The organism is Rothia sp. QJM3NY_36 (genome assembly GCF_056173115.1).
In genome coordinates this window covers 1,537,967-1,550,385 of record NZ_CM149658.1, presented here as the reverse complement: position 1 = coordinate 1,550,385, position 12,419 = coordinate 1,537,967, and the positions used below count along the sequence as shown (strand labels likewise).

Here is a 12,419-nt window from a genome sequence, read left to right as displayed (position 1 = left end):
TCCTGGGTCGGCGCCGGGCTCGACCCGGCTGCGGTGGGGATGGTGCGCGGCAGGGCCCCGCCGTGCCCGGCGGGGCCCTGCGCTCTTCCTGCTGCGGGCGGCGTCTTGCCGGGCTCAGCTCAGCAGGTCCTCGGACTTCTTCTTCACGTCCTTGGTGATCTTGTCGGTCTTCTTGGCGACGTCGTGACCGAGCTTCTCGGCCCGCCACTTCAGGGAGGGGCTGCCCTCGGTGTCCACGGCGGTCAGGGCCACCGCACCCACCAGGGAGACGTTCTTCAGGGTGCCGGCGACGAGGGCGTCCTCGTGGCGGGCCTGGTCGCGGCGGAAGTCCGTGTAGGCGTTCAGGGCGCCGGCGGCCAGCAGCACGGTGGAGGACAGGCGGGGGAAGCGACCCAGCCCGAACAGGGCGGCGGCCCCGATCTGCGCGCCGGCCGCGGCCTGGCCGATCAGCTGCTCCTGGCCCTTCAGCGGACGCAGCTGGGGCACGGCGGTGGCGGCGGTGTCCACCAGGGGCTTCAGGTACTCCTGCCCCTCGGGGGCGCGCAGCCGCTGCAGGCCGTCGTAGACGAAGGTCGAGGCCAGGAGGGGCCGGGCGAACTTGCGGATCAGGGACATGGTTCCTCCTCGGTGGGGCGCTCGCGGACACCGGCGTCTTCGGGCCGGGTCGCGGCGCACCCGCGTGGTTTCCCTGCCCAGTCTATGTGATCGGATCCACGGGTGCCGCAGCGGGGCCGACGCCGGGTCTCGGTGTCGGGATCGCCTCGGGCTCCCGGCGGAATACGCCCCGGGATCCCGGTTGTTGGACTGCACGAGACGCGCCGAAGCCGATGGCGTCGGCGCGCGGCCAGCGCCCACGGAAAGGAGGTGCCCGGCGATGCGGGCGAGCAGGGGAGCGAACCCTCCCGGTCTCGTAGACTGGAGCGACGAGCACACCGACGGCGAGGCGAAGGGAATCCGTGGACACGATCGACCTGTCCCAGGAATCGGCCCAGGAGCGCAAGCTCCGGTTCGAGCGGGACGCGATGCAATACCTGGACCAGCTCTACGCTGCCGCCCTGCGGATGACCCGCAACCCGGCCGACGCGCAGGATCTCGTCCAGGAGGCCTACACCAAGGCCTTCTCCGCCTTCCACCAGTACAAGCCCGGCACGAATCTGAAGGCCTGGCTGTACCGGATCCTGACGAACACGTACATCAACCTCTACCGCAAGCGCCAGCGGGAGCCGCACCAGGCCAACACGGACACCGTGGAGGACTGGCAGCTCGCGCAGGCCTCGGCCCACACCTCCACGGGGCTGAAGTCCGCGGAGAGCGAAGCCCTGGATCACCTGCCGGACACGGACGTGAAGGAGGCCCTGCAGGCGATCCCGGAGGACTTCCGCATGGCCGTGTACTACTCGGACGTCGAGGGCTTCGCGTACAAGGAGATCGCCGAGATCCTGGACATCCCGATCGGCACCGTGATGTCGCGGCTGCACCGGGGGCGTCGGCTGCTGCGCGAGAAGCTCTCCGACTACGCCGCCGAGCGCGGCTTCGACACCACACCCAAGACCTCGACTCGCCGTGGCGGCCGTTCCGGCCGATCGCGCGGCACCGAGAGCACACCGGCTGCCGACGGCGCCCCGGACGGGGCCCGGCAGTGAGAACCCGAAGGAAGTGAGGACCATGTCCGAGTGCAAGGACGCGCAGTGCCGTGAGGAGCAGATGCACCGCATCTACGAGTACCTCGACGGGGCCCTGTCCGCCGAGGACATCGTGGAGATCCGTGCGCACCTGGAGGAATGCGAGACCTGTTCCCGGGAGTACGACCTCGAGCGGCTGATCCGCTCGGCCGTGCGCCGCTCGTGCGCCGAACCCGCCCCGGAGGCGCTGAAGGAGTCCATCCTGGCCAAGATCGACGCCGTGCGGGCCAGCCCCCAGACCGCCGACCACGGCCACTGACTGATCCCGCGCCGCGCCCCGTCGAGACCCGGTGTCCCGGGAGGCGGGGGAGCGGCGGGGCGGGGGCCCGAAGCCGCAGAGACACGGAAGGGCAGAGACGCGAAGGGACCGGGAGGATCAACTGATCCTCCCGGCCCCTTCGCGTGCCGCTGCGGTCATCGACCGCCGCGGCGTCCTCAGGCGTTGGGCCGCTTGCCGTGGTTGGCGGCGTTCTTGCGGCGATCCTTGCGCTTGCGTCCGCGCTTGCTCATCAGCGGGCCTCCTTCATAGCATGCTCCGCCCGGCCCGGGGGTGGGCGGAAGCGGGGTCTGTGTTCGCCCGCGCACCGCGGGCACCTCCCACCATTCTGGCACACCCGCGGCACCCGGTGCACCCGGGAGTGCTCGGTCGGCACCGCGGCGGCGTCGTTGGGCTAGTGCTGCTCGGGCAGCTGCAGCCAGGAGTACCAGCCGCGGTGCAGCACCAGCCAGGCCATCAGCCCGTAGCCGGCCTGACCGGGCCGACCGTCGTTGGCCGCCAGGTCCTGGCGCCACTGCTCGTGGTGCTGCAGCGGGTTGAAGGTGTCCACGTACACGTGGCGGCGCCGGGTGGTCACGTCCGCGTAGGCGGCGTTCAGGTCCGCGATGCGCCGGTTGCGCTCAGCATCCAGCGTGGGCGGGGGGCCGACGACGAGCACCTTGATGCTGTTCTGGGAGGCCAGATCCACCATGTTGGCCAGGTTCAGGCGGCTGCGGGCCGAGGTGATCCCGGTGTCGATGTCGAAGGCCGAGGGTGCGATGACCAAGCGGTTATCCGCCCCCGCGGCGAAGCGGCGGCTCGCCTCCTCGAACCAGCGCTCGTTCAGCGCCTCGCTGCCCTCGCCGGGAGCGGCCAGGGTGTAGGACACCAGGGGCGCGACGTTCCGCGGGGTGCGGGCCATGACCCGGCCGAACCAGCCCAGCGCGCGGGGATCGCCGATCCCGGCCAGGAGGTCATCGCCGACTGCCACGATGCGGATGTTTCGTTGCTCCACGAGTCTCTTTCTGTCGTCTTGGACGTCCCGCTGACCCGGACGGGGGCCGCCCCGAAGGAGGCGGCCCCGACGGACAGCGTGCGGGCCGGGTCTTCAGGACCCCACGATAGACGGTTTGCGGCACAGGCTCACCTCCCGGCACGCCGCCCCCGCGGGGACGGGCGCGCCGGGAGGTGCCTCGGGTCAGCTCTCGAAGATCTGGGCGACCAGGTGCTCCAGCTCGGCCTGGTGGCGCTTGCCCACCCCGGTGGCGGGGGAGGCCGAGGCCGGACGGGAGATGAGCCGCACCTGCCGATCCAGCAGCGGCAGCAGGTTGACCACCATGAAGGGCCACTGACCCTGGTTGGCGGGCTCATCCTGGGCCCAGATCACCTCGGCCCCGGCGTAGCGGGCCAGCTGCTCCTTGATCTGATCCGCCGGCAGCGGGTACAGCTGCTCGACCCGCACGATCGCCACATCCTGGCGGCCCAGCTTCTCCCGGCGGGCGGCCAGGTCGTAGTACAGCCGCCCGGAGACCAGCACGACCTTCTTCACCGCGGCGTCGGTCAGCCCGCCCTGATCCGGGATGACCTCCTGGAACTCACCCTGGGTGAAGTCCTCGACCGAGGAGGTCGCGGCCTTCAGGCGCAGCAGCTGCTTCGGCGTCATGATCACCAGCGGACGGTGCGGGCGGGAGTAGGCCTGCCGGCGCAGCAGGTGCGCGTGGTTGGCCGGGGTCGAGGGCACCGCGACGGTCATGTTCGACTCCGCGCACAGCTGCAGGAACCGCTCCATGCGCGCCGAGGAGTGATCCGGACCCATCCCCTCGTAGCCGTGCGGCAGCATCAGCACCAGCGAGGAGCGCTGGGCCCACTTCTGCTCGGCCGAGGAGATGAACTCGTCGATGATCGTCTGGGCGCCGTTGAAGAAGTCGCCGAACTGCGCCTCCCACACCACCAGCGAGTCCGGGCGCTCCACGGAGTAGCCGTACTCGAAGCCCAGCACCCCGTACTCGGAGAGCAGGGAGTTGTAGATCATGAACTTGCCCTGGTCCTCGGACAGGTGCGTCAGCGGCACCCACTCGGCGTTGGAGCGGGTGTCGTGCAGGACCGAGTGGCGCTGGGTGAACGTCCCGCGCTGCACGTCCTGCCCGGACATGCGGATCTGGAAGCCGTCCATCAGCAGCGAGCCGAAGGCGATCAGCTCGCCCATGCCCCAGTCGATCCCGCCCTGCTCGGCCATCTGCTGGCGCTTCTTCAGCAGCTGACCCAGCTTCTTGTGCACCTGGAAGCCCTCAGGGGCCTGCCCGTGGGCCTGCCCGACGCGGGCCACGGCCTCGGCCGGGATCGCCGTGGTCTCCGGGGTGTACACGGAGTCCTCGATCTGCTGGGCCGCCGGACGCTCGATGTTCGACACCGCGGCCGCGTCCCCGGTGACCAGGGGCGCCTTGGACTGCTGGGCCTCGTGGGTCTCCTTGAAGACCCGCTCCAGGCGCTCCTGGTAGTCCTTCAGCGCCCGGTCCGCCTCCTCCTGGGTGATGTCCCCGCGGCCCACCAGGGACTCGGTGTACAGCTTGCGGGTCGAGCGCTTGGCCTCGATCAGCTGGTACATCTGCGGCTGGGTCATCGAGGGGTCGTCGGCCTCGTTGTGTCCGCGGCGCCGGTAGCACAGCAGGTCGATGACGACGTCGCGGTGGAAGCGCTGGCGGTACTCGAAGGCCAGCCGGCCCACGCGCACCACGGCCTCCGGGTCATCCGCGTTGACGTGGAAGACGGGGGCCTGGACCATCCGGGCGACGTCGGTGGCGTAGGTCGAGGAGCGGCCCTCACCGGGGGTCGTGGTGAAGCCGACCTGGTTGTTGACCACGATGTGCACCGTGCCGCCCACCGTGAACCCGCGCAGCTGGGACATCTGCATGGTCTCGGCGACGATGCCCTGCCCGGCCATCGCCGCGTCCCCGTGCACCAGGATGGGCAGCACGCCGTAGGCGGCCTCGCCCTCCGCACCCTGGTCCAGCAGGTCCTGCTTGGCCCGCACGATCCCCTCCAGCACCGGATCCACGGCCTCCAGGTGGGAGGGGTTCGCGGCCAGGTACACCTGGGTCTCGTTCCCGGAATCCGAGGTGAACACGCCCTCGGTGCCCAGGTGGTACTTCACGTCCCCGGAGCCGCCGACCAGGCGCGGGTCCTGCTCGCCCTCGAACTCGCGGAAGATCTGCGCGTAGGACTTCCCGGCGATGTTGCTCAGCACGTTCAGGCGCCCGCGGTGGGCCATCCCGATGCCGACCCCGGCCAGGGCGCTGTCCGCGGCCCCCGAGATGATGGAGTCCAGCAGCGGGATCAGGGACTCCCCGCCCTCCAGGGAGAAGCGCTTCTGCCCGATGAACTTGGTCTGCAGGAAGGTCTCGAAGGCCTCCGCGGCGTTGAGCTTGCCCAGCACCCGCAGCTGCTCCTCGCGGCTGGGCTTGGTGTAGCCGTGCTCCAGCTGCTGCTGGAACCACTCCCGCTCCTGCGGGGACTCGATGTGCATGTACTCCACGGCCAGCGTGCCGCAGTAGGCGTCGCGCAGCAGCTGCAGGATGGTGCGCAGCGGCAGCCGGGAGGCGTCCCCGAACCCGCCGGTGGGCCACTCCCGGTCCAGATCCCACAGGGTCAGCCCGTAGGTGGCGATGTTCAGGTCCGGGTGCTTGCGCATCACGTACTCGAGCGGGTTGGTCTCCGCGATGAGGTGGCCGCGCACCCGGTAGGCGTGGATCAGCTGCTGGATCCGGGCGACCTTGTTGATCTCCGTCTCCGGGTTGACCTGGTTGTCCACGGCCCAGCGCACCGGCTCGTAGGGGATGCGCAGGACCTCGAAGATCTCGTCGTAGAACCCGTGCTCGCCCTGCAGGTACTGGTCCACCAGCTTCAGGAACTCCCCGGAGCCGGCCCCCTGGATCACGCGGTGGTCGTAGGTGGAGGTCAGCGTCAGGATCTTGGACACGCCCTCCCGGGCCAGCACCTTGGGGGAGGAGCCGCGGCGCTCGGCCGGGTAGTCCAGGGCCCCGACACCGATGATGCAGGCCTGCCCGGCCGACAGCCTCGGCACCGAGTGCACCGTGCCGATGCCGCCCGGGTTGGTCAGGGAGGCGGTGGTGCCCTTGAAGTCCTCCACGGAGAGCTTGTTCTCCCGGGCCTTGGCGACCATCTCGTCGTAGGCGGCCCAGAACTCGGCGAAGTTCAGGGTCTCGGCGGCCTTGATGTTCGGCACCACGAGGTTGCGGGAGCCGTCCGGGCGGGGCATGTCGATGGCCAGCCCGAAGTTCACGTGCGCGTGCTGCACGACGGCGGGGCGGCCCTTCTCGTCCTGGCCGTAGGTGACGTTCTGGGAGGGGAACTCCTTCAGCGCCTTGATCACGGCGTAGCCGATGAGGTGGGTGAAGGAGATCTTCCCGCCCCGGGAGCGGCGCAGGTAGTCGTTGATCATGGTGCGGTTGTCGATGAGCACCTTCGCCGGCACGGCGCGCACCGTGGTCGCGGTGGGCACCTGGAGGGACTCCTCCATGTTCGACGCGATCGCCTTGGCCGGTCCGCGCAGGGCGGTGACCCGGTCCTGGGACTCCTCCTGCTCCTCGCGCTCGCTGTGCGGCAGCTGGGCCGGGATCGGCTTCTGCCCGGAGCGCTTCTCCCGGGTCCCGGCCTGCTTCGGCGCCTCGGTCTCCTTCTTGCCCGCCCCGGTGCGGGCCTCCGGCTGCTCGGCGGGGGCCGACGCCTTCGCCGCCGCACCCGACGAGCGCTGCGGGGCGCGATCGGGGGAGGCCTTCTCAGCGGGGGCCTTCGCGGAGGAGGTCTTCGCGGCGGGGGCTGCGGCGTCGACACCGCGCTTGCCGGACTCCGCGGCCTGCATCTGCTCGAAGATGGGCCACCACTTCTCGTCCACGGCGTTCCGGTCCTGCTGGTACTTCTCGAACAGCTCGTCCACGAGCCATTCGTTGCCGGCGAACTCCTCGGGGATCTGGTGCTGTGGCTGATCTGGCACTTGGTCACGCCTCTTCCGTTGGCTGGATGCTTCTGCGGCGCGCCGGCTCTCGGGCAGCCGGTGTCGCGCACCGCGGGGCGGATCCCGCAGCAGGGATGCCCGCGTGTGCCGCGCGCGGGGGCGACATCGGACGCGGTTCCTGCAGCGGCCGGCATCGGGCGACACTGCCCCGGTGCGGCCGGAATCACCGTTCCAGTCTATGAGCCCGACGCGTTCCCGGCCACTCCCGGGCCCCGGGGCCTCAGGATGCGAGCCCCGGGCCCGGTGTGACGGCAGGCATAGCGGGGTCCCGTAGACTGCGGGGGTGCGATTCCTGAACCAGCCCACCTCCGATCTGACCTACAACGACGTCTTCCTGGTGCCCTCCCGCTCGGAGGTGCCCTCCCGCTTCGCCGTGGACCTGCGACCGGATGATGCCGTGGGCACCACGGTGCCGGTCATCGCGGCGAACATGACCGCCGTGACCGGCCGGCGGATGCTGGAGACCCTGGCCCGACGCGGTGCGATCGGCATCCTGCCCCAAGACGTCCCCGCCGACGTCGCCGCGGACGTGCTGCGCTGGGTCAAGGGGCGGGACCCCTTCGTGGAGTCGGCCGTGACCCTGAGCCCCGAGACGACCATCAACGAGGCCCAGCACCTGTTCGGCAAGCGCAACCAGGCCGCCGCCGTCGTGCTGGATGCCCAGCGGCGCCCGATGGGGCTGCTGGCGCCCGCGGACTGCCGCGCCCAGGACCGGTTCGGCTACGTCCAGACCGTGATGCGCCCGGTCGCCCACACGATCGAGCACCGCGAGCTGGACGCGCTGCGCGAACAGGATCCGGCCCGACGCACCGGGCTGCTGCAGCGCCTGCACGCGCTGAGCCAGGAGACCGGGGACCAGCCGCTGGTCGTGGTCGCCGACGGCGTCTACCGGGGCGTGCTCTCCGGGGCCGGGGCAGTGCGCGCGAGCATCTACGAACCCGCCCTGGATGCCCGCGGCCGACTGCTGGTCGGGGCCGCGGTGGGCATCAACGGCGACGTCGCCGAGCGGGCGCAGGGGCTGCTGGCGGCCGGGGCCGACGTGCTCGTCGTGGACACCGCCCACGGGCACCAGGAGAAGATGTTGCGTGCCCTGCGCGCCGTGCGGGCCCTGGATCCGCAGGTGCCGATCGCCGCCGGGAACGTGGTCTCCGCGGCCGGCACCCGCGACCTCGTGGAGGCCGGGGCGGACATCGTCAAGGTCGGGGTGGGCCCCGGGGCGATGTGCACGACCCGCATGATGACCGGCGTGGGCCGCCCGCAGCTGTCGGCCGTGCTGGAATGCGCCGCCGAGGCCCGGCGGCTGGGGGCCCGCGTGTGGGCCGACGGCGGGATCAAGCACCCGCGCGATGCGGCCCTGGCCCTGGCCGCCGGGGCCAGCCAGGTCATGGTCGGATCGTGGCTGGCCGGGACCTACGAGTCCCCCGGGGACCTGCTCACGGATGAGCAAGGACGTCGGTACAAGGAGAGCTTCGGGATGGCCTCGACCCGCGCCGTCTCCCACCGCACCCGCGCGGAGGAGGCCTTCCAGCGGGCGCGCAAGGCGATGTTCGAGGAGGGCATCTCCTCCTCCGTGATGTACCTGGACCCCGAGCGGCCCGGCGCGGAGGACGTGCTGGATGCGATCACCGCCGGGGTGCGCTCGTCGATGACCTACGCCGGGGCCGCGGACCTCGCGCAGTTCCGGGAGCGGGCCGTGTTCGGCATCCAGTCCGCCGCCGGCTACGACGAGGGCCGGCCCCGGGAGCGCTCCTGGACGGTCTGAGCGCCCGAGACCGAGCCCGAAGCCGGCCGCGTGCGGTTAGACTGGGCGCACTATGGATGACCCGCTGAGTCCCGTCTCCCACCCGCCCGCGCCCCTCCTGCACCCGAGTCCCTCGGGACGGGGCCCCGCCGAGGGAGGACGCTGAGCCCGTGGAATGGCTGCTCGTCCTCGCCGGACTGATCCTCATCCTCGGCAACGGCTTCTTCGTCTGCGTCGAGTTCTCCCTGGTGGCCCTGGACCAGTCCACGGTGGTCCGGAAGATCGAGGAGGGGGACGCCAAGGCGGAGCCGCTGCTGCGGTGCCTGAAGTCCCTGTCCACCCAGCTGTCCAGCTGCCAGCTGGGCATCACCATCACGACCCTGCTCACCGGCTACACCCTCGACGCCGGCATCCAGGGGCTGCTGGCCGAGCCGATCGCGGCGCTCGGCCTGGAGCCCTCCCTGACCCGCCCGCTGACCTTCGTGCTGTCCATGACCGTGGCGACCATGCTCTCCATGGCCATGGGCGAGCTGATCCCCAAGAACCTCGCGATCTCCGTGGGCTACCCCGTCGGCCGGGCCATCGCCCGCCCCCAGCTGATGTTCACCGCCGTGATGAAGCCGCTGGTGGTGCTGATGAACGGCACCGCCAACGCGGTGCTGCACGGGCTGGGCATCGAGCCGAAGGAGGAGCTGTCCGGGGCCCGCTCGCCGGAGGAGCTGTCCTCGATGGTCCGCCGCTCCGCGGACCTCGGGACCCTGGACGCCGGGACCGCCAACTTCGTGGCCCGCACCCTGCTGTTCTCCGAGCGCACGGCCTCGGACGTGATGACCGCCCGGCGCCAGGTGGACATGCTGCCCACCACCGCCAGCGTGCAGGAGATCATCGACGAGGCCCGCGCCACCGGGCACTCCCGCTTTCCCCTGTTCGAGGAGAACCAGGACGACGTGCGCGGGGTCGTGCACATCAAGCGCGCCGTCGGCGTGCCCCCGGCCAAGCGCGAGGAGGTCGAGGCCGGGGCCCTGATGGACGAGGTGCTGCGGGTTCCCGAGACCATGCACCTGGACGCCCTGCTGCGCGAGCTGCGCGCCGGGAACCTGCAGGTCGCCGTCGTGCTGGACGAGTACGGCGGCACCGCGGGCATCGCGACCCTGGAGGACCTCGTGGAGGAGATCGTCGGGGAGGTCGCCGACGAGCACGACCGCGTCGTGCCCGGGGTGCTGGAGACCGCCGACGGGCGCTGGCACTTCCCGGGCCTGCTGCGCCCGGACGAGGTGACCGAGCGGGTCACCCCGCTGGACATCGACGAGGACCCCGCTTACGAGACGATGGGCGGGTTCATGATGGACCGGCTGGGCCGGATCCCGCAGGTCGGGGACCAAGTCGCCATCGACACCGGGATCCTGGAGGTCGAGCGGATGGACCACCGCCGGGTGGACCGCATCCTGTTCACCCCGGCCCGGCAGGAGCCGGAGGAGACCGTGGGCGATGACCTCGGGCCCGAGCGGGCCATCACGACCCCCGGGGGCCTGCCGGCCGCCCCCGAGCCCCGACGCGAAGGAGGTGCGGCATGAGCGAGTGGACCGCCCTGATCTGGTTCGTGGTGCTGCTGATCGGCAACGCCTTCTTCGTGGCCAGCGAGTTCGCGATCATGTCCGCCCGGCGCTCGCAGATCGAGCCCCTGGCCGAAGCCGGGAACAAGCGCGCCCAGACCGCGCTGCGCGCCATGGAGCACGTCTCCCTCATGCTCGCCTGCTCCCAGCTGGGCATCACCGTGTGCTCGCTGGTGATCCTCAACGTCGCCGAACCCGCCGTGCACCACCTCGTGGCCGAGCCGCTGATGCACCTCGGGCTGGCCGAATCCGCCGCGGACCTCACGGGCTTCCTCATCGCGCTGCTGGTGGTCACCTTCGCCCACGTGATCTTCGGGGAGATGGTGCCCAAGAACATCTCCGTGTCCACCGCGGACCGCGCCGCCCTGTGGCTGGCCCCGGTGCTGGTGGTCATCTCCCGGCTGGTGCGCCCGATCATCTGGTTCATGAACTGGATCGCGAACGCGGCGCTGCGCCTGATGCGCATCGAGCCGAAGGACGAGGTCTCCTCGACCTTCACCGCCGACGAGCTGCAGACGATCCTCGAGGAGTCCACCGCGGAGGGCCTGGTCACGGACGCGGACGGGATGCTCTCGGGCGCCCTGGAGTTCTCCGAGAAGACCGTCAGCGACGTCATGGTTCCGGTGGACCAGGTGCTGTGCCTGCCCTCGGACAGCTCCCCGCACGATCTGGAGCGGGCCGTGGGCCGCACCGGCTTCTCCCGCTTCGTGCTGGAATCCGAGGACGGAACCTATCTGGGCTACCTGCACGTCAAGGACGTGCTGTCCATCCCGGATGAGCGCTACCGTGACCCCACCCCGCTGACCCGGGTGCGCTCGCTGATCAACCTGCGCCCGGAGACCACCGTGGAGGACGCCCTGGCCACGATGCAGCGCACGCACGGGCACGTGGCGCGCGTGGTGGCCCGGGGCGGGGAGACCATCGGGGTGCTGTTCCTGGAGGACGTCCTGGAGGAGCTGATCGGAGAGGTGCGGGACTCGACGCAGACGATGGGCCGCCGCCGCAGCGTGCGGGCCCCCGAGGGCTCGTGAGCCCCTCCTGATTTGCGAACGGTTCGCAGCAAGTGCGATGCTTGCTGCGAATCGTTCACAACAAAGCCGGGCGCCGACCGTCCGGTCCGTCGTCGAGGGGGAGGCCATGAGGAAGATCGCCGCGGGGATCGTCGCGGGGCTGGGCTGCGCGGTGCTCGCGCTGTCCGGCTGCTCGTCGCAGCAGGAGGACGCGGGGCAGGACACGGGCAAGCCCACCATCGTGGCCACCACCTCCGTCTACGCCGACATCGCCCGCCAGGTGGCCGGCGACGACGCGCAGGTCACCGCGATCGTGGACTCCACCAGCCAGGACCCCCACTCCTATGAGGCCACCGCCCAGGACAAGCTGAAGATCAGCCGGGCGGACCTCGTGGTGCTCAACGGCGGCGGCTACGACCCCTTCATGTCCGAGGCCGCCGAGGGCGCCGACGGTAAGGTCATCGACGCCGTGGCCGTCTCCGGGCTGCCCGGGGCCGAGGAGGCCGCCGAGACCCAGGAGCACGATCACGACCACGAGCACGACGACCACGATCACGGGGACTTCAACGAGCACGTCTGGTACGACGTCTCCGCGATGAAGAACCTCACCCACGCCATCTCCGAGGACCTCGGGAGCATCGACGAGCAGCACCGGCAGGACTACCACGACCGCGCCCAGGCCTACGAGCAGAAGCTCGATGAGCTGAGCTCCGACCTCAAGGGCATCGGCGCCTCCGGACGCACCTACCTGGCCACCGAACCCGTCCCGGACCGGCTGCTGGATGCCGCGGGGATGAAGAACGAGACCCCGGAGGCCTTCTCCTCGGCGGTCGAGGCCGAGTCGGATGTGCCGGCGGCGACGCTGAACGAGGTCCACCGGATCATCGACGGCGGATCGCTGGACCTGCTGGCCTTCAACCCGCAGACCGAGACGGCCCAGACCCGGCAGCTGCGCTCCGCCGCCGAGTCCGCGCGCGTGCCGGTCGTAGACTTCACGGAGACCCTTCCCGAGGGCAGGGACTACCTGAGCTGGATGCGCGGCAACATCGAGAACCTGCGCAAGGCCCTCGCCTGAGCGGAGCGCG

The 12,419-nt window shown here is 70.9% G+C and carries 10 protein-coding genes; 6 read left to right on the top strand and 4 right to left on the bottom strand.

Translation table 11 applies throughout. The features are described from left to right. Window positions 1-114: 114 nt before the first annotated feature. On the bottom strand, window positions 115-615 hold the full coding sequence (locus AC0VXQ_RS06880) for a DoxX family protein (protein WP_475528087.1): 501 nt from the start codon (window positions 613-615) through the stop codon (window positions 115-117). 341 nt (window positions 616-956) lie between these two features. Between AC0VXQ_RS06880 and AC0VXQ_RS06875 the strand changes: the two genes are divergently transcribed. Then, a complete protein-coding gene (locus AC0VXQ_RS06875) occupies window positions 957-1,643 on the top strand; it encodes a sigma-70 family RNA polymerase sigma factor (protein WP_058731284.1) in 687 nt (228 codons plus the stop codon). A gap of 22 nt (window positions 1,644-1,665) precedes the next feature. Next, entirely contained in the window at window positions 1,666-1,941 is a 276-nt protein-coding gene (gene rsrA / locus AC0VXQ_RS06870) for a mycothiol system anti-sigma-R factor (protein WP_100463040.1), read from the top strand. Window positions 1,942-2,117: 176 nt separating this feature from the next. Here the strand turns inward: rsrA and AC0VXQ_RS06865 are convergent, their stop codons facing one another. The 3 genes from AC0VXQ_RS06865 to AC0VXQ_RS06855 form a co-directional block, all read right to left on the bottom strand. Further along, the gene (locus tag AC0VXQ_RS06865; RefSeq protein WP_099049695.1) at window positions 2,118-2,192 is read right to left on the bottom strand and encodes a 50S ribosomal protein bL37; all 75 of its coding nucleotides are present in this window, start codon (window positions 2,190-2,192) and stop codon (window positions 2,118-2,120) included. A 161-nt stretch (window positions 2,193-2,353) separates the two neighbouring features. Next, window positions 2,354-2,953: a GDSL-type esterase/lipase family protein gene (locus tag AC0VXQ_RS06860; RefSeq protein WP_058731525.1), complete on the bottom strand. Its 600-nt coding sequence runs from the start codon at window positions 2,951-2,953 to the stop codon at window positions 2,354-2,356. 183 nt (window positions 2,954-3,136) lie between these two features. Continuing rightward, window positions 3,137-6,949, bottom strand: a complete 3,813-nt coding sequence (locus AC0VXQ_RS06855) for a multifunctional oxoglutarate decarboxylase/oxoglutarate dehydrogenase thiamine pyrophosphate-binding subunit/dihydrolipoyllysine-residue succinyltransferase subunit (RefSeq protein WP_061225024.1) — start codon at window positions 6,947-6,949, stop codon at window positions 3,137-3,139. Window positions 6,950-7,253: 304 nt separating this feature from the next. Here AC0VXQ_RS06855 and AC0VXQ_RS06850 point away from each other — a divergent pair, with 304 nt between their 5' ends. The 4 genes from AC0VXQ_RS06850 to AC0VXQ_RS06835 all read left to right on the top strand — a co-directional run bounded on the left by AC0VXQ_RS06850 (window position 7,254) and on the right by AC0VXQ_RS06835 (window position 12,409). Continuing rightward, a complete protein-coding gene (locus tag AC0VXQ_RS06850; RefSeq protein ID WP_061225023.1) occupies window positions 7,254-8,732 on the top strand; it encodes a GuaB1 family IMP dehydrogenase-related protein in 1,479 nt (492 codons plus the stop codon). Between the two features lie 149 nt (window positions 8,733-8,881). Further along, complete coding sequence (locus AC0VXQ_RS06845; RefSeq protein ID WP_064725206.1) at window positions 8,882-10,285, top strand: hemolysin family protein; 1,404 nt, start codon at window positions 8,882-8,884, stop codon at window positions 10,283-10,285. Then, complete coding sequence (locus tag AC0VXQ_RS06840) at window positions 10,282-11,355, top strand: hemolysin family protein (RefSeq protein WP_100463038.1); 1,074 nt, start codon at window positions 10,282-10,284, stop codon at window positions 11,353-11,355. The genes AC0VXQ_RS06845 and AC0VXQ_RS06840 overlap by 4 nt, the downstream gene beginning before the upstream one ends. Before the next feature lie 106 nt (window positions 11,356-11,461). Then, a complete protein-coding gene (locus AC0VXQ_RS06835; protein ID WP_061225021.1) occupies window positions 11,462-12,409 on the top strand; it encodes a metal ABC transporter solute-binding protein, Zn/Mn family in 948 nt (315 codons plus the stop codon). The last annotated feature ends 10 nt before the right edge of the window (window positions 12,410-12,419 follow it).

Bases quoted from the DNA above. Each gene is read 5' to 3' on its own strand.
- AC0VXQ_RS06880 (WP_475528087.1), bottom strand. From the start codon at position 615: ATGTCCCTGATCCGCAAGTTCGCCCGGCCCCTCCTGGCCTCGACCTTC.
- rsrA (WP_100463040.1), top strand. From the start codon at position 1,666: ATGTCCGAGTGCAAGGACGCGCAGTGCCGTGAGGAGCAGATGCACCGC.
- AC0VXQ_RS06840 (WP_100463038.1), top strand. From the start codon at position 10,282: ATGAGCGAGTGGACCGCCCTGATCTGGTTCGTGGTGCTGCTGATCGGC.
- AC0VXQ_RS06835 (WP_061225021.1), top strand. From the start codon at position 11,462: ATGAGGAAGATCGCCGCGGGGATCGTCGCGGGGCTGGGCTGCGCGGTG.